This window comes from Vibrio breoganii (assembly GCF_024346795.1).
In the GTDB taxonomy this organism is placed as follows: domain Bacteria; phylum Pseudomonadota; class Gammaproteobacteria; order Enterobacterales; family Vibrionaceae; genus Vibrio; species Vibrio breoganii.
This window is the reverse complement of record NZ_AP024864.1, coordinates 1,173,053-1,190,112: the sequence shown is the minus strand read 5'-3', so window position 1 is coordinate 1,190,112 and position 17,060 is coordinate 1,173,053. Positions and strand designations below refer to the sequence as shown.

The following is a 17,060-nucleotide window of genomic DNA, read 5'->3' as shown; positions in this document are numbered from 1 at the left end:
TATCCCCTACTGTACGCGCTGACGAATGATGGTTGAGACGTATTCACACACCATTACGATGCCTATGATGATCAACAAAATGGCGGCGGCTGCGCTGTATTCATAGCGATCCATGGCCGTATTGAGCGTTGCGCCAATACCACCAGCGCCTACGATACCTATCACGGCTGATTCTCTAAAATTGATGTCCAAACGATACATGGATAAACCAATAAAGCGCGGCATTACTTGCGCTTGAACCGCATAGTTGACCTGTTGTAGCCAGCTAGCGCCGGTTGCACGCATAGCGGTCAAAGGTGCGGGGTCTATGGCTTCGATTTCGTCAGCAAACAGCTTAGCTAGAAAGCCGATGGTGGCAAACGTGAGGGTGACAAAGCCGGCAAAGGTGCCAAAGCCGAACAGGGCGACACACAAGATAGCGACGATGATCTCTTGAAAGCTTCGCGCAATCGCCACAAATCCGCGGCAAAAGAAATACACTGGCTTTGGTGCTAGGTTCTTGGCAGCGCCCAGCCCAAAAGGAATCGATAAGAGCACACCCGCTACCGTAGAGGTTAGCGTCATGGTTAAGCTTTCTACTAAGCCCTGCCAAATATTGTCCCAACGCCCTGCAAAGTCAGGGTTCATGAATGCAACGATAAAGCGCCAGCCTCTCTCGCTTCCCTCATAAATGCGCATCCAGTTAATGCTGATGGATTGGGTGGCAAGATAGAGGTAAATAACCACCATGGCAGTAATGCCATAACGAACCCAAGCACTTGAGATCAGCGGCGGCTTCTTCCACTGATTAGGGTAACTGCCACTCATGCTAACGCCTCGGTGAATGTCGCGTTAGCCATAGAAGGCTCAGCGTTTTCTTCCGTTGTTTCATTCCAGTCTTCTTGACCATAGATATTGGTCAATACGTTTTCATCAAGCTCACTTGGCTTGCCATCAAAGACTACTTCACCCGCATTAAGACCCACGATGCGCTGAACAAAGCGCTTGGCGAGTTCAACATCATGAATATTGATGATGGCTGGAAGCTGCTGCTCTTCGCAGATCTCACTGATCAAACGCATGATCTGACGGGCAGTTCTTGGATCAAGCGCTGCGGTAGGTTCGTCAATCAGCAATAACTTAGGCTTTTGAGCTAACGCTCTTGCAATTCCAACCCTTTGTCGCTGTCCACCAGAAAGCGCATCGGCGCGTTTATTGGCGTGCTCCAACAAGCCTACACGGTCCAGTAATGCGTAAGCCGCTTGTATATCTTCGCTTGGATAGCGACGAGTAAAGCTGCGCCAAAAACTTACATAACCTAAGCGGCCTGATAGCACATTCTCCATAACCGTCAAACGCTCAATCAAGGCGTACTCTTGGAATATCATCCCAATTTCTCGGCGAGCTTGCCTTAGGTTCGATGTTGAGAGTTTGACCAAATCTCTCTCCGAAAACAGCACTTGTCCGTCGGTGGGTTCAGTAAGGCGGTTGATACAACGAATCAGTGTAGATTTACCCGCGCCTGATGGGCCAATTAGACCCACTACCTCACCGGGTTCAACGGTAAGATTGACATTGGTAAGCGCCTTATCCGATGAAGAATAATGCTTGGTTAAGCCTTTTAGAGTTAATGTAGACATGACCTTCCTTTGGGGAGGTGATATCAATCGCACTAAATAACCGATCAAACTCGCTGATCACTGACTTAGTGTGATTGGTATTAAATAATGATGATGTGAAGCAAGGCCCAAACTCTATTTCGGGCCTTTTAGTGAGTGGTATTTCTGGTTAGCTACAGGTATAAGAAACCTGATTTGCCGTATCGATAGTGCGAATCACTTCCCAGTGCTCTTGGTAGGTAATTGGCACAAATTGCGCCTCGCCATTGCGTTCAAACTCTTCTTGCAATTTAGTCCCTTGCCAATCGAAAGTGAAAAACGCTTGCTGAATCTTTTCTTGAAGCTCTGGCGCTAGGTTATGCGCTGTTCCGTACGCTGTGGTAGGAAACGTCTGTGATTTATAAATCGATTTGATTTGCTGCTCATTCACCACGTCGCGCGACAACATACGATTTAATACAGAGTTAGCAATCGCTGCTGCGTCATAGTCTTTATGAGCCACTCCTAAGATAGAATTGTCATGGGCGCCAGAGAACGCTGGCTTAAAGTCCGCATCCGGCTTCAAACCATACTCTGCATCCAAGATAGCGGATGGCGCTTTAAAGCCAGAGTTAGACGTTTGCGAGGTGAATGCTAAATTCTTACCTTTAAGGTCTTCCACTTTCTCAATGCCTGAATCAGGGTGAGTAATGATTTCCATCTCATAACCAAACGAGCCGTCTTCCGCTGCCATCATGGTAAAGGGCGCGAAACCTGCACAGTTAACCGCTAACGGCGTTGAACCTGTGTTAAAGCCTGCAATATGTAGACGGCCAAAGCGCATTGCCTCAATTTGGGCTGCATTATTCTGTACTGGGAAAAAGCGAACATTTTTGCCCGTCTCTTTTTCTAGATGCTCAAGAAACTCGCTCCATACATCAGCATAAACCGCTGGGTCTTCAACCGGGGTATAAGCAAAGATAAGAGTAGAAGGGTTTACCCATTCGGCTTCATTTTGTGGAACGTCCGCAACTAGGTTGCCAGTGCGGTCTTGATAGCGTGAGTCCATTGCTGAAACCGCTGCAGAGAACATTAATGCAGTAGCTACTGCAGTCTTAACTAGTTTCATTGTACTTTCCTGTTGGCTAATAAACTTCGAAGAAAGTTAATCAATTTAGATGACAGTTAGGCGGAAACTAGATGAAAGATTTATTTATTAAATGAATCTTTCATGACTGATTAATCCATTTATTTTCAGAAGGTTACATTGACATATTTTATTACAAATAGTTTATGAATAGATGCATTTTTAAATAGCAGTGCAAAGAACGGTATTTCATTTTGCATATTTTATTACTTAACTAGAGAATTTACTCAATAAAACAGAAAGTGTTTCTTTACTTATTAGCTTCAATTATCTGCATATCGTTCCAATTCCAAACGGCCAATACACATCTCTAGTCACCCTCTGCAACACAAGGCTACTCTCTCCTGCCGTAGGTTTATCATTGAATCTCAAAAGGTCATCGACTGACATCTTGTAAGGCTTCATCAGAGCAGAACTGTTTATAGAGTGTCGTACGATATTAATTCACATCGTCATAATAATGATGGATAGAGAATTCTGTATACTATTTAACACACAAAATGAAACCGGTTTCATAGTAGGTAAATACCTTTTTGTAAATAGTTATTATTGATCTGCCTTATGAATAGATATTCTAATCTACAACGTTTAGCATTGACGCAATTCATTTATTTTGCGCTACGCTCTAAGTAGCTATTTTACATGGTAGTTTTAGTAAACAATGAAGACTGTTTGTCAGTTCATGCTCGGGTTGAAGTCCGATCATAAAGGAAGAAGAATTGAGCAAATCTGGGCATTGGACTCATTTTGGTTAGAATACGACCATGAGTATATTCAGTGGCTATTTCCTATTGATACCCCTAGCCGCTTTCACTCCCACAGTCCTATCGCCTGTCAGTCAACTCAGGATTACTTTTGTGCCTGTGAAGTATTACGTGAGGCGCAGCTTCATTCATTAGGCATGATGTTAGACTTTTTTGGAATGCGATTTTTTGGTAACTCTATTGTGCCCAAAGAGGACCTCAATATGCAGGACCACACATGGTTAAAGCCCATGGACCACAATCATTTGAGAATCACTCGAATCATTCGCAGTCTTGCACTGTTAGGCCAAGCAGAACTCAGTCAAACCTTCCAAATGGCGATGCTGAAAACCGCTCGTGAGCAAGGTGAAGTCAATGAAGAGACGCTCGGCTTTTGGCGCCAAGCGAATCTCATAAAAGAATTGGTTAGTGAATAAGACGCACAATCAGAGCCCCGGTTGCTCTCATTGGTTCAACATTAAAGCTCAACACGACGCCTGCTCTTGGCGCATAGTACCGTTTAACCTCTTTGCCGAACGAATCTGTTTGCACGGATAAGAGATCCCCTTCTTTCACTGGTTCAAGTAACTCCACCTGAGGCTGATAAAATCCACCAGTTTCAGCGCGAATGCTAGTCAGCTCTTTACCTTCAACAAACGGTGGTTCCGCTTCCAACGCTTCACCTTCTGTTAATACCTCATAATCGCGCAACACATTGAGCACTCCTTTTGTAGAGCGCTCCACCAATGGGTAATCACTGTAACGCCCCACCCCTACCTCTACGGTAATAGAGGGGATGTTATGTTCATTCCAAACTGTCTCCAAAATACCGGGGTCACCGGGATCGTCAAAAATGACATCTGGGTTCATTAAGCGCGCCATGTTGAGCGCATCATTAAGGCGATAGTCGGCAAATACGTACAAGGGATAGATGGTGCCACTGGTTTGTGTATGAAGATCTATGGCGAGATCGGCATTGGGCTTGAGTAAATTTTCCCACAGCTGATAGACATAGCGCTGCGCCTCATTGCCATTTTTATTTCCAGGGAAGAAACGATTGAGGTTGGCTGTAGAATGGTCAGGATCGTTTGAACTGTAATCTCGGCTATGACTAAGCATACCGGAAAGGTTCACTGTAGGGACAATCACCACCGAGCCTGAGAACTCAGCAGAGGCTAATTGAGATGCGACCTTTTGTGCCACCAGCACGCCATTATATTCATCACCGTGCACACCAGCGGTTATCATGAAACGCTTGCCTGGCTTAGAGCCCTTGTAGACCATTACAGGTAAATGTAACCATTGGCCTAAAGCATTGCTGCAGATCCGAAACCAAAAGGTGTGCTCTCCTGCGCTGAGATCTGACACATCTAAGCTCTGAATCACCTTTTTACCGTCAATAACATCTGCTAAGTATTCTGTTGCCATAATCTTCGTTATTTCCTTTTTGCTTGGTACTTTACTCTTCTAACCAAATTTGTTGAATGTCAGGCCAGCCCCAAGGGGTCATGTCAACGCCATGAAACAGCTCCTGAAAGCTCATCGACTGCAGGTGATGGAATAGTGGTTTAGCTATCGCTTCACTGATCAGGTAATTGCCAATTGGCTCTAATCGTTCAAGGTAATGTGGGGACTGAACGTCAGCGCATAGCTTACCTAAGCTCAAGTCTAGCCATTCGCTCGTTTTAGCGTCCATACAGCTTCTAAGTGCAATATCACTTTGAAACGCCAACAATGCTGATGTCGGCAGATTGTCGTCCAATAGTAGATTCATTAAGACGATATCTTGAGTAAACCCATCACTCATAGCGAGTTTGGCATACGCCTCTATGGACATTTCTTCGATTTCAACCTCAATGCCGTGTCTCTCAAGCACGTTGCTGATAGCCTGTGCACATACCCTAAGCCCGAAGTGGTTGTAGATAAGAATCGATAAACGCTGCACCTCTGTAGATTGCGCTCCCGCTATTGAATCCCATGGCTTCCAAAACGGGTAGAAATTTTCCGCTGGCACAAGATTAATAGGCACTTTGTTGTTCGTTATGTCTTTCCAAAGTGCTTCACCTTGTATCACATGACTTAACCAGCGACGTGTTTCTGTAGGCAATTTCTGAGTGGCATTTTGATTGAATACGGCAAGCAAGCAGCCATCTTCTATGCTCAACTGTTTTGTGGGCTCTAGAATTGGATCGGCATCATCTTCGCCTTGCTGAGACAGCAACTTATGACTGTACGACTCACCGCCATTTGTGGATTGCACATGCCAAATTGTCAGTTCATCGGTCAATGATCGATAGCCATGAAATGCCTCGTAAGCCCTTAGTTTCAGCCACTTATCACTTTGTTCAAGCAAAGTAAAAGGGCCAGAGCCAATCACAGCCTTCTGCTTTGCAATACTCTTGGTCACTTGTGTAGCCGGTTGGATGGAATACTTCACATCCGCCAACTTTGAAGCAAAGTCGATATCTCTAGCATTTAAGTAGAATTTGACCACTCTAGATTGAGGTGACTCTATTCGGGTCAGGTGCGATAGATCCTTCTTGTACCCATGTAACTTCCGATACGCATTGAAAAGATCGACAATCGCTTGCCCGTGTATAGGGCTGCCATCATGAAACTGCACCTTGGGCCTTAGATAAAATGACCAGATCTTGCCGTCTTCACTCATCTGCCAATGGTGGGCAATGTCAGCCGAAGTGATTCCTTTAGCGTCCTGTTTTACTAAGCAAGAATAAAGCTGGCGTACAAAGAATCGTTCGCTGTTTCGTAGAATGTTGTGAGGATAAAGCGCGCTAAAGGTGCGATTATAGGTCAGTTGCACATGCAGCAAGCCGTTGTGTAAGCCTGCGCCTGAAGATTGCTTCAGTAATTCGCCAAACAACTGCTGATTATCCTGCAGTACCTCTAAAGCCTCTTCAAACTGCTTCTGAGAGATAAAATCTATGGCGATTTGACGGCGAATATCGGCTTCAGAATAGAGTTTTTTTAGAATTGAACGCTGATTTCTTCCGGTTTTTGGTGTCCATTGTAGCCAGCCGTTTTTTTGCATGTCACCTAGCAAAGTCCGTGCATAACGCGTTGTTGTATATAGCATTTCTGAGACTTCATCCAGTAGCACCGCATTCTCTTCATGCACTGCGTAAGGCTCAAGTCGAGCAAAAAACCTCACCAATTTTACCGGCTTCATAGCACTCCTATTATTTTCTATTCCTTATTTAACCTAAAAATAGCCTATTCGACATAAAAATGAAGTGATAAATGCAATATCAGGAACATTTTCCTATCTTCCTAGCTGTTTTAATAACCTTAAAAATAGCGATACTGAATGTGTTCACTAACAAGACAACTCTTTAGAGGCGACGGTTATGAAAGCGACTTCACAACATATTTGCACTTTCAGCATTAGCACTCGGTTAATCGCAATGACAAAGAGTGAGATTCAAGTAGCTAAACCGTCCAAATCAATCAGCCCACTTCATAGCGGCTAACCCGTTTAAGGTGATACTTAATTTATCTGTGTTTTATGCTCCATCCCCCCCTTATAAACACAGATAGGCTAATTATCACCGCCCTTTTCAGAGCTTGGTTCTTCTTCAAGGATTGAAGATAACCGGCTCTTCTCGAGTTAAACACCAAAAGTTCACTCTCACAAATAAGCAACTACAAGCATATAAAAATCAGAGAGTTAGTTTTCACTAATACGTTTTGAGTAATGGTATTGAAAGCGTTATTTTTCGATGCCTAAAAATATAAAATAGAAGGGTAATCACATGTTCAGTAACTTTTTCGCCAGCCTGTCCAAGGTTGGTAAGGCACTTATGCTGCCTATAGCATCCATGCCAGCGGCCGGTATATTACTTGGTATTGGCTCAGCTAACTTTGCCATCATTCCACCCATTGTGTCACAGCTTATGGCTGAAGCTGGCGGCGCCGTATTTGGTAACCTGCCGCTTATTTTTGCTCTGGGTGTCGCCATCTCCTTTACCGATAACGACGGTGTAGGTGCCGTAGCGGCAGGTATTGGCTACTACGTTCTGATCGCAACCTTAAAGGTAATGGCAGGCGTATTAGGGGTCGATCACATCGATATGGGCGTATTGGGCGGTATCATTTCCGGTGCTGTTGGTGCGTACATGTTTAATCGCTTTTATACCATTAAGATGCCAGCGTATCTGGGCTTCTTTGCGGGGAAACGATTCGTTCCTATTATTACTTCCTTTGCGATGCTATTACTCGGTATTGTTCTTGCCTTTATCTGGCAGCCAATCGGCTTAGGCATTGACGCCTTTGGTCATTGGGCAACAGAGCAAAACCCAGTAATGGCATTTTGGGCTTACGGCACCGCAGAGCGTGCACTGATCCCATTTGGTTTACACCACGTTATTAACGTTATCATTCAACTGCAAGCGGGTGATTTCACCAATGCGGCAGGTCAAGTATTCCACGGCGAGATCCCTCGATTCTTCGCTGGCGACCCTAATTCCGGTAACCTTGCAGGCGGTTATCTGTTTAAGATGTTTGGCCTTCCTGCTGCTGCTATTGCTATTGGCCGTGCGTCTAAACCAGAGAACCGCGTCAAGGTTATGGGAATCATGGTATCGGCTGCGCTTACTTCGTTCCTAACGGGTATCACAGAGCCAGTTGAATTTGCATTCTTGTTTATCTCCCCTGCTCTATATGCAATCCACGCTATCTTGGCAGGGCTAGCTTACCCGCTTTGCATCATTCTTGGTGTTAAACACGGTTATAGCTTTAGTGCGGGTCTTATCGATTACGTCACCTTCTACGGTATCTCAACCAAAGGATGGATGATCATTCCTCTTGGCCTAGCCTATGCCGCGGTTTACTACGTGGTGTTTACTTGGTTCATCAAGCACTTCGACCTTAAAACACCGGGTCGCGAAGACACTACCGAAGAAGCGCAAGACGTTTTAGAGGGCGATGAGTTCACAAAAGAACTAGTGGCAGCCTTTGGCGGTAAGGGAAACATTGTTTCTGCTGATGCGTGTATCACTCGCTTGCGAATGCAGGTGAAGGATCAAGACCAAGTGGACGATGCCAGACTAAAAGCATTGGGCGCCGCTGGCGTGGTGCGTGTCGGTACAGGCGTACAAGCCATCTTTGGCGGCAACAGTGATGTCTTTAAAACACAAATGCTCGACTATATGAAAAACAACTAAATCGAGTTAATCAACTGAGTTAACAGTTTGTCCGTTTGGAGTGGAAGCTTGTAGGTGACCACTCCTTTTTTATGGCTAGATGCCTGTACTCCTTGATAGTGCATCTCTCTCAATTTGCAATCAATTCAGCTTGTTACACATCAATTGTGATGCCAATCTGATGTAGCACAATAAAATAACCACACTATTGATGCGGTTAACATTTCAGCAATACCTTCATTTCAAATCATCATAAAACGTGTGACCATTTATTAACCCAAAAGTGGTAGTCCCTACTCTTCGTTCTACAACCAATTCTTGATCATAAATACAACAAGAATGAGCTATTGAGGAATAATAATATGAACAGAAATGATAGTGTCCCTCTCCCCACTAACACCAGAGAGTGGTTTTTTAACCGTAATAGTCTGATTATCCTTGCCGATATCGTACTCTTCTTTGCCCTATATAAGTCTTTACCCTTTGAGCCTCAAGTGGTGCTCGGCATCAGTATTTTGGTATTTATCGCCGTGCTTTGGCTAACCGAAGCCTTGCACGTCACCATTACCGCCATTCTTGTGCCTATACTCGCCGTTGTATTCGATATCTTCGATACACAAACCGCGCTGAGTAACTTCTCCAACCCCATTATATTTCTATTCCTAGGAGGCTTTGCTCTCGCCGCTGCTATGCATGTGCAAGGCTTAGATAAGGTGATCGCTGATAAGGTTCTGATCTTGGCAAAAGGCAAGATGAGCGCGGCTGTGTTTATGCTGTTTGGTGTCACCGCCGGCTTATCCATGTGGATCAGTAATACCGCCACTGCAGCCATGATGTTGCCCCTAGTATTGGGCGTGCTTAGTAAGGTTGATGCCGATAAAGAGCGTAAGACCTACGTGTTTGTTCTGCTTGGTGTGGCATACAGTGCCAGTATTGGTGGTATCGCAACGATAGTGGGTTCGCCTCCTAATGCGATTGCCGCGGCTGAAGTTGGACTGACTTTTACCGAGTGGATGGCATTTGGTATCCCGGCGGCGGTTATCATGCTGCCATTAGCGGTTGCTACCCTGTACTTTGTCCTCAAGCCTAACCTGGAAGGCACCTTTGAGCTTAATAAAGAGCCAGTAAACTGGGACAAAGGCAAGATCGTGACACTGGCTATCTTCTCTTTAACCGTGTTCTGCTGGATCTTCAGTAAGCCTATCAACTCTATGCTTGGCGGTATTTCTAAGTTCGATACCATAGTGGCTCTTGCTGCCATAGTTTTGGTGAGCTTTGCACGAGTCGTTCATTGGAAAAACATTGAAAAAACCGCTGACTGGGGCGTACTTATCTTATTTGGCGGTGGTATCTGCCTAAGTAACGTACTTAAAGCGACCGGTACCAGTGTGTTCTTAGCAAACTCACTGAGTAGCTTGATTTCAGACTTTGGGATCTTGTTCATCATCGCCATCATCGCACTGTTTGTAGTGTTCTTAACCGAATTCGCCAGTAATACCGCCAGTGCGGCGCTGCTAATCCCCATCTTTGCCACAGTGGCAGAAGTGTTTGGTATGTCACCGGTCGTGCTTTCGGTGCTTATCGCCGTCGCAGCATCTTGTGCATTTATGCTGCCGGTTGCGACACCGCCAAATGCCATCGTGTTTGGTTCTGGTCATATCAAGCAACAAGAAATGATGCGGGTGGGTATTGTTCTTAACATTGCTTGTATTGGCGCACTTACCTTTATTGCTTCATTATTCTGGATATAAGCTTTTCGAAATTGAGGGGCGATCACTGAGATCGCTTCTCTTTTATTCGAAAACGCGCAAAAACTCTTCGTTTAACCACACTCTGTTGATACATTTCTTTAACGTTTAATGAATTCTTTGTAAGCTAGCATTAATACGATAATTTCCATTCAGAGCAGGATGCTCAGCCAATTGATGTCAAAGCCTTTCTTAAAACGCGTACCTAATATTGCGACTCAGTCACTGCTTGCGCTCGGTGTTTTTTCTAGCTGTGCCTACTCCGCTACGCCGGTGGGTATGAAATACACTATCCACCGAGCAGAAAACGCTGATAACACTAAGAATGCCATGGTTCTTCCCTACGCTTTCTCCACTGAGTCTATGGGACTCAATGTCGGTATCGGCGGCGTTGTACAGGGCGTTGGACAAGAGCAGATGGTCATTGGTGGTACTGGCTGGGCTGGCGCCGATAGCTATGGACTCTCAGGTGGACTATGGAACTATCGACCTTGGTTTGCAAAGCGGGCATTTATTTCCCTAGCTGGCATGTATGCCTACTTTCCAGAACAAAGAGCCTATACCAATGGCAACATAGCGTTTGAAGACCCTAGATGGGGCAGTTCTGGTTCAAGTCAGGATGACTACATTCAAGGTGATGGTTATTCCAACTGGTTAGATATAAAGGTTGAATACGTGTTGCCACTAGGCTCCGCGAAAGAAAGAGCCACTGTCGATTACTACTTGAGAAACGGTATGTTGGTCGATGGCCCAAAAAGTACCTATTGGAACCCGTTAGAAACCGGTACGACTATCTTACTCATGCGTCAGTTCAATCGTTATCAATCTTATGAAGATGATGCAGGGATTGAGCGAGAAGGTGACATGAGTGCATTCGAGTTTGGTATTCAATACGACAACACCGATTTTGCTCCAAACCCTTCCATGGGTAGTCGCCAATATTTGGGGTACTCCTATGAAGGAAGCATTGTCTCTCCCGACAATACTTGGAATTTTGTAGAGCTTGATGTCAGCAAATACCTTTCTATCGGTGAAAGTGATTGGGCTCGCCAACGCATCTTCGCTTTCAACTTTTGGACAGGATATTCACCCTCTTGGAATATTGTTGACGTAGACGGCCAGAGAAAAACTGTTGAAGATGGCGCTCCCTACAACGAGGGGGCAACGTTAGGTGGGCACGCTCGAATGCGCGGCTACGACTCAAATCGTTTCCATGATAAAGCAAGCCTATACGCAACCGCTGAATATCGTTACACCCTGCGTTATAACCCGATTAAGGAAGTCTCTTGGTTGAGGTTCTTGAACATCGATTGGTTCCAATTGGTAGCATTTGCCGAAGCCGGTCAAGTTGCACCAGAGTATGATTTGGGTGAATTGACCCAAGACATGAAACTCGATGCAGGTGTCGCGGTTAGGGCATTGGCGGCAGGTGTGGTGGTACGATTTGACTACGCAGTGTCAGAAGAAGGCAGTTACATGTGGTTTATGGTTAATCAACCCTTCTAAAGGCTTCTTTTTCGCTGGCACCAAAATGCAGCCAGCTGACCCAAAACAGGGGCAGTAAATAGATTGTCGTAGATACCATATCTAGATAGGTATGGTACTCCTGATGATTCATCAATTGCAGATAGGCCAGCAGAGAACCCACGGCGACCAACCTGCCCCACACTCCAACCTTTATGACTATGTGTACCACCAAGGCCAATGCCACTGCGGTATGCGTGCTGTAATCCGAATGAAACGCCGGCCAAATTCCTAGCCATTCATCGATAAATCTCGACCCGTACACAATACAAATGGTCACCATCAAAGCGGTGCAGCTTGCCTTGCGCTGTGGTGTAGGCTCTTGACGCAATAAAACTACACTCCATAGCGCAAGCAATGGTGTGTAGATATCGGCGATAAGCGCCCACTGTTGAAAGGTCAGGTTTAGCATGAGTCCTTGGTTACTGCAGAGGTTCTAGCTTGATGATCTTAGTGCGATCGAAAGTGACGCGGTAACGTGCCGTTCTTTCCTTAACACCACCTGGCTCCGTCTTTTTCTCATGGATCTTCACTTCAATGCGTCCACGACGAGAAATACTCACCTTGCGAGATTTGTTACCCGTTGAATACACATACATATCTCGGTTTTCACTTGGAAAGCATCGCATGATGGGACCAAGATCAATGCTGGTGTTGGTCTTGATCTTCTTAAAACCGTTGTACTCAAAGTTCTTCAGACTTACTGTTTCTCTAAAGAACAGCGATATGTTCTCACGGTTCGCAATAGCGACCTTAGAGTTGGGCTGAGAGTTAAACCATGTCTCGCCAGTTCCAATGCCTGTCTTTTTGTCTGGCATACCAAACCAAGAGACAACGCGGGGTTTATTGCGAATGATCTTCTCAAACACCCAGGCTTTAATGCTTTCCTTAAACACATCTCGCACAACATAAAGAGCGGCAAATGCCAACACAAACTGCAAATCGGTATCCAGACCCATTAAGCGAAACTGGAAGATCACCACACTAAAACCCAACATGATTAAACCGGTTGCGATAGCAAGAGAGAGGTAGCGCTCTTTCTCCCCCACTCGCTTGCTGCTGCTGTGCACGCGAAGAGGAAGCTCTAGCAGCTTCTTTTGTAGATCTGTTTGGTTAAATACTCGCGTCAGCTTCTCTTGGTCTTCTGGCTCTACACTTTTAACCGAGTAGATACCTTCATACATTTGAGTCACGCGGTATTCATCTTCTGCCATTGACAGCTGTGCTAGGTAATCCCTAGCAGCTGTTGCCCCTTTGATGTTTTGCAAAGTCGCAGTCTGGCGAAGCAGGTACTGCTCAAATTCGTAGGAAAGAATCGCATCCACTTTGCGAAAACGCTCAAATTTCTGGTCATCTTCAAGTGAGAAGCGACGAAACGAGGTCAAGATATTTGAGTGGCCTTTTGCCTTCTCGATGATCTCTTCTACTGCCTGCTCTTCTTTTTCTTGATTGGTTTTAAATGAACGGATGTCGTTGATAAATAAGTAGGCAAAAAGGCTAATTGAGGTCTTATAAGACTCGTATGGCAATTGCTCTTTTTCTAGGATCTTGATGTAAAGCAACATCAAGCTGATGCTTTTGCCTTTATGGAAGCGGCGAGTCTGAGTAAATGATTTATCGAAGAAATCTCCAGCCGAAAAGGTATCGCCCAGATCTATACTGCTGGGTATGACAAACTCTACCTTAGTTTCAGACTGTGAATCGGCGGCGAGCGTTTGCTGAAGTTCAATGCTCTTCTTTGCCGTTACCTTCAGATCCAACATTTATGCACACCATCCTTATTATGACACTTTTATTACAGGCCATTGTATCACTGTTCCCTCCACAAAGAGTATGTCAATTTTCAACAATAGGCACTTGAAATTGCTAATAAAAAAAAGCTGACACTGTCAGCTTTGATGATTATTTTGCGATTGGACTATTTTAGCCAAAACCACCACACAATAAAGGCGATAAGTAGTATGCCGATAATATTAATCATGATGAATACCTGCTGATGATTTTGGTGAGAACAATCTTAGTCGGTTAGCATTACTGACCACCGTAATGGAAGAGAGCGACATTGCCACGCCAGCTACGATAGGGCTAAGCAACATGCCTGTCAGTGGAAATAGCACACCGGCTGCAATAGGGATCCCTAGGGAGTTGTAGATAAACGCGCCCCACAGGTTTTGCTTGATGTTCTTCATCGTGGCCTTACTCACTTCGATCACTTGAGACACACCAAACAGTGACCCTCTCACTAAGGTGATATCCGCGCTTTCGATAGCCACATCGGTGCCATGCCCAATGGCAAAGCCCACATCAGATTGTGCTAGCGCTGGCGCATCATTGATACCATCACCCACCATGGCCACAACCAAGCCTTGCTGTTGAAGCTTAGTCACCCACTCTAGCTTATCCTGAGGTAAAAGCTGCGCATGGACCTCATCCACACCCGTCTCAGCGGCTACCGCTTGCGCGGTGTGTTCATTATCTCCAGTCAGCATTACCACCTTAATACCTAAAGATTTCAAGGCTGCAATCGCGGGTTTAGATTCTTTCTTTATAGGGTCGCTAATCGCTAACACAGTGGTCAGCTGATTATCGATGGCAAAATACACCACGGTCTGCGCCTGACGCTCCCATTCATCGGCAAGAGAAAGAGCACTATCGATAGCAATGCTGTGCTCGGCCATCAACCTTTCGTTGCCAAGTAGCACTGTATGGCCGTCAATTTCCGCTCGCACACCTAGACCATTCAATGACTGGAATCCCACTACATTATGGCTGTCCAGTTGTTGTGCGTTTTCACGGCAGTAATGAACAATAGCCGACGCCAACGGATGCGTAGAGCCCTGCTCAATGGCGTTTAAGTACCCCAATGTTGCCTCGCTTTCTTGAACCGTTCTAACCTTCACCACACTCGGCTTACCTTGTGTGATAGTGCCGGTTTTATCCAGCACCACAACATCGATAGCACTGGCTTTTTGCAAGGCATCACCGTTGCGAATAAGGCCCCCAAATTCTGCCGATTTTCCAATACCTATCATGGTAGAGATAGGCGTTGCGAGGCCAAGGGCGCAAGGACAAGCAATGATCAGCACTGAGGTTGCGGTGACTAGCATATTAATCACCGTTGGCGCTGGCCCAAAGTTGTACCACATCAAGGCTGTGACAATAGACAGTATCATCACGGTAGGCACAAATACGCTGGAAACGCGGTCCGCTAAATGGCTGATTGATGGCTTAGAGTTTTGAGCGTTAGACACCATCTCAATGATCTGAGCGAGCATGGTATCGCTACCAATCTTAGTCGCGACTATGGTGAGGTTTTGATCGCCATTGATGGTGCCTGCAGACACGGTATCGTCTACTGATTTGATTACCGGAATAGGCTCACCGGTTAGCATAGATTCATCGATAGACGATTCACCATCAATTACTTTGCCGTCGACAGGTACTTTTTCTCCAGCGCGAATCAGCAATGTATCTCCAATGATCACCTCTTCCACTGGCAAGGTAAGAGCTTTCCCATCTCGAATCACCACCGCCGTTTTGGTTCTCAAATCCAAAAGGCGCTTGATTGCTTGAGAGGTTCTGCCCCTTGCTTTTAGCTCCAAGGCTTGCCCTAGGTTTATCAAACCAATGATCATAGCCGAGGCTTCAAAGTAGAGATGACGAGCACTCTCGGGGAGCAAAGCTGGCATGACTACAACTATAATAGAGTACAGCCACGCTGAGCCTGTGCCCAATGCAATGAGCGTATCCATATTCGCGCTGCGATTAACAAAGGCTTTGCTCGCGCCAACAAAGTAGTGTCGACCGCTAAAATAGAGCACGGCTAGGGTCAATAAACCCACAATCAACCAAATGAACTGCTCACTGGGCGTATTCACCGTCATTGATCCGCCAAGCAAGCCATACAACATTAGGGGAACACCTAAGCCAAGGCCCAAAATGGTATGGCGAATCTTATCGCGATATTCTTGCTGCTCGGCCTGTTCACGCTCTTGTTCTGCTTGGGTTTCATCTAAGATGAGTGACGCGCCGTAGCCTGCTCCTTCGACTGTTTGAATCAAGCTATCTGCAGGCAAGCTCGAATAAATACTTGCGGTTCGATTGGCAAAGTTGATATTCACCGAATCCACGCCTTGCTTACTTGTTAATGCTTTTTCTATGGTCGCAACACAACTGGCACAGGTGACACCTGATAGGTTAAGGCGAGTTAGACTAGCCTCATCAACATCAATAACCTTCGCATCGGCTTTTTCAGATACTGGGTTATTTTCTTCTGTTGGCGCATCAGCTACAAGGGCATAACCTAAGCTTTGCAATGAAGATTGCACCTGCTCACTAGACAATAGGCTTTTCACCTCAATAGTTTGAGCTTCAATATCGACAGCAACGACCGCGTCTTTATCAAGCTCAACAAGTGCGTTGGTGATCTTCTTCACGCAGCCTTGGCAAGATACGTTCGCTACCCTGCTGTTAATCTGCGGCAAAGGTTTCTCGCTCGCTTTGTAACCTAGGTTTGCTATCACAGCTAAGATGCCTGCAATATCTAGCGTTGTGCCCACACGCGCCCATTTTTTATCTTCACTGCTGTCGATAGTGAATTGGCTGTCTAGTTCAAGGGCCGCTCGTTTTATCTTATTGATACAGCCGCCACAAGAGACACCTTCGAGCTGAAGGTTAAACTGGTTCATTACTTCTTCTCCTCAGTCCAAGACTCTATCAAACAACAAATGGAATCACCGGTTGGCAAGCTATCCGGTAGCTCTCCCCATTGTTCAAAAGTCTCTTTTAGCATGGTGACATGTTGTTGCAGTCTGAGGATCTGCGCCTCTGTCTCTACAATCTTATCCGCCATCATTGTTCGCACCTTAGGGCACGGTGAGCTGCCGTCTTCGGTGGAAGCCAATATGTCCTCAATCTCTTTCAGCCCAAAACCAAGATCCCTTGCTTGATGGATAAACTTCAGCCTCTGTAGCGCGTTTAGATCGTACTCTTTGTATCCATTGTCAGGATTTCGAGTCGCCGTGATCAATCCACGCTTGGTGTAATAGCGCACAGTATCGGGTGAGACATTGGCTGATTTAGCAAGTTTTGAGGTAATCATTGGCCATTTCCTAGTGTTCGATTTTCTAACTATAACCTTAGTGTAAAACCTAGGAGCTACA

At 45.6% G+C, this 17,060-nt stretch carries 13 protein-coding genes; 4 read left to right on the top strand and 9 right to left on the bottom strand.

What is annotated here, in order from left to right:
• Positions 1-6: 6 nt before the first annotated feature.
• The 3 genes from phnE to phnD all read right to left on the bottom strand — a co-directional run bounded on the left by phnE (position 7) and on the right by phnD (position 2,706).
• Complete coding sequence (gene phnE, locus OCU35_RS05600) at positions 7-807, bottom strand: phosphonate ABC transporter, permease protein PhnE (RefSeq protein ID WP_102481262.1); 801 nt, start codon at positions 805-807, stop codon at positions 7-9.
• Positions 804-1,619, bottom strand: a complete 816-nt coding sequence (phnC, locus tag OCU35_RS05595; protein WP_261825810.1) for a phosphonate ABC transporter ATP-binding protein — start codon at positions 1,617-1,619, stop codon at positions 804-806. The genes phnE and phnC overlap by 4 nt, the downstream gene beginning before the upstream one ends.
• A 148-nt stretch (positions 1,620-1,767) precedes the next feature.
• Positions 1,768-2,706 (bottom strand): phosphate/phosphite/phosphonate ABC transporter substrate-binding protein, encoded by a 939-nt coding sequence (gene phnD, locus OCU35_RS05590; protein WP_261825809.1) that lies wholly within the window; start codon positions 2,704-2,706, stop codon positions 1,768-1,770.
• Positions 2,707-3,385: 679 nt separating this feature from the next.
• On the opposite strand from phnD, the gene OCU35_RS05585 reads away from it, so the two are divergent.
• Positions 3,386-3,904 carry an opioid growth factor receptor-related protein gene (locus tag OCU35_RS05585; RefSeq protein WP_017026949.1) on the top strand — a complete coding sequence of 173 codons (519 nt, stop codon included), beginning with the start codon at positions 3,386-3,388 and terminating at the stop codon, positions 3,902-3,904.
• Here OCU35_RS05585 and OCU35_RS05580 read toward each other — a convergent pair.
• Together OCU35_RS05580 and OCU35_RS05575 are read right to left on the bottom strand one after the other, a co-directional pair.
• On the bottom strand, positions 3,894-4,895 hold the full coding sequence (locus OCU35_RS05580; protein WP_261825808.1) for a succinylglutamate desuccinylase/aspartoacylase family protein: 1,002 nt from the start codon (positions 4,893-4,895) through the stop codon (positions 3,894-3,896). The genes OCU35_RS05585 and OCU35_RS05580 overlap by 11 nt on opposite strands.
• 31 nt (positions 4,896-4,926) lie before the next feature.
• The gene (locus tag OCU35_RS05575) at positions 4,927-6,654 is read right to left on the bottom strand and encodes an SgrR family transcriptional regulator (RefSeq protein WP_261825807.1); all 1,728 of its coding nucleotides are present in this window, start codon (positions 6,652-6,654) and stop codon (positions 4,927-4,929) included.
• A gap of 583 nt (positions 6,655-7,237) precedes the next feature.
• Here OCU35_RS05575 and ptsG point away from each other — a divergent pair.
• The 3 genes from ptsG (at position 7,238) to OCU35_RS05560 (ending at position 11,880) form a co-directional block, all read left to right on the top strand.
• On the top strand, positions 7,238-8,647 hold the full coding sequence (ptsG, locus tag OCU35_RS05570; RefSeq protein WP_017026952.1) for a PTS glucose transporter subunit IIBC: 1,410 nt from the start codon (positions 7,238-7,240) through the stop codon (positions 8,645-8,647).
• Positions 8,648-8,988: 341 nt separating this feature from the next.
• On the top strand, positions 8,989-10,377 hold the full coding sequence (locus OCU35_RS05565) for an SLC13 family permease (RefSeq protein ID WP_261825806.1): 1,389 nt from the start codon (positions 8,989-8,991) through the stop codon (positions 10,375-10,377).
• Between the two features lie 174 nt (positions 10,378-10,551).
• A complete protein-coding gene (locus tag OCU35_RS05560; protein WP_261825805.1) occupies positions 10,552-11,880 on the top strand; it encodes a BamA/TamA family outer membrane protein in 1,329 nt (442 codons plus the stop codon).
• On the opposite strand, the gene OCU35_RS05555 is transcribed toward OCU35_RS05560, so the two are convergent.
• The 4 genes from OCU35_RS05555 to OCU35_RS05540 form a co-directional block, all read right to left on the bottom strand.
• Positions 11,864-12,310 carry a hypothetical protein gene (locus OCU35_RS05555; RefSeq protein ID WP_261825804.1) on the bottom strand — a complete coding sequence of 149 codons (447 nt, stop codon included), beginning with the start codon at positions 12,308-12,310 and terminating at the stop codon, positions 11,864-11,866. The genes OCU35_RS05560 and OCU35_RS05555 overlap by 17 nt on opposite strands.
• 10 nt (positions 12,311-12,320) lie before the next feature.
• The gene (locus tag OCU35_RS05550; protein WP_017026956.1) at positions 12,321-13,661 is read right to left on the bottom strand and encodes a hypothetical protein; all 1,341 of its coding nucleotides are present in this window, start codon (positions 13,659-13,661) and stop codon (positions 12,321-12,323) included.
• 210 nt (positions 13,662-13,871) lie between these two features.
• Positions 13,872-16,586, bottom strand: coding sequence for a heavy metal translocating P-type ATPase (locus OCU35_RS05545; RefSeq protein WP_261825803.1), 2,715 nt, complete (start codon positions 16,584-16,586; stop codon positions 13,872-13,874).
• The gene (locus OCU35_RS05540; RefSeq protein ID WP_017026958.1) at positions 16,586-16,999 is read right to left on the bottom strand and encodes a MerR family transcriptional regulator; all 414 of its coding nucleotides are present in this window, start codon (positions 16,997-16,999) and stop codon (positions 16,586-16,588) included. Before OCU35_RS05540 ends, OCU35_RS05545 begins: the two co-directional genes overlap by 1 nt.
• Positions 17,000-17,060 lie beyond the last annotated feature (61 nt).

Bases quoted from the DNA above. Each gene is read 5' to 3' on its own strand.
- phnE (WP_102481262.1), bottom strand. From the start codon at position 807: ATGAGTGGCAGTTACCCTAATCAGTGGAAGAAGCCGCCGCTGATCTCA.
- phnC (WP_261825810.1), bottom strand. From the start codon at position 1,619: ATGTCTACATTAACTCTAAAAGGCTTAACCAAGCATTATTCTTCATCG.
- phnD (WP_261825809.1), bottom strand. From the start codon at position 2,706: ATGAAACTAGTTAAGACTGCAGTAGCTACTGCATTAATGTTCTCTGCA.
- OCU35_RS05585 (WP_017026949.1), top strand. From the start codon at position 3,386: ATGAAGACTGTTTGTCAGTTCATGCTCGGGTTGAAGTCCGATCATAAA.
- OCU35_RS05580 (WP_261825808.1), bottom strand. From the start codon at position 4,895: ATGGCAACAGAATACTTAGCAGATGTTATTGACGGTAAAAAGGTGATT.
- OCU35_RS05575 (WP_261825807.1), bottom strand. From the start codon at position 6,654: ATGAAGCCGGTAAAATTGGTGAGGTTTTTTGCTCGACTTGAGCCTTAC.
- ptsG (WP_017026952.1), top strand. From the start codon at position 7,238: ATGTTCAGTAACTTTTTCGCCAGCCTGTCCAAGGTTGGTAAGGCACTT.
- OCU35_RS05565 (WP_261825806.1), top strand. From the start codon at position 8,989: ATGAACAGAAATGATAGTGTCCCTCTCCCCACTAACACCAGAGAGTGG.
- OCU35_RS05560 (WP_261825805.1), top strand. From the start codon at position 10,552: ATGTCAAAGCCTTTCTTAAAACGCGTACCTAATATTGCGACTCAGTCA.
- OCU35_RS05555 (WP_261825804.1), bottom strand. From the start codon at position 12,310: ATGCTAAACCTGACCTTTCAACAGTGGGCGCTTATCGCCGATATCTAC.
- OCU35_RS05550 (WP_017026956.1), bottom strand. From the start codon at position 13,661: ATGTTGGATCTGAAGGTAACGGCAAAGAAGAGCATTGAACTTCAGCAA.
- OCU35_RS05545 (WP_261825803.1), bottom strand. From the start codon at position 16,586: ATGAACCAGTTTAACCTTCAGCTCGAAGGTGTCTCTTGTGGCGGCTGT.
- OCU35_RS05540 (WP_017026958.1), bottom strand. From the start codon at position 16,999: ATGATTACCTCAAAACTTGCTAAATCAGCCAATGTCTCACCCGATACT.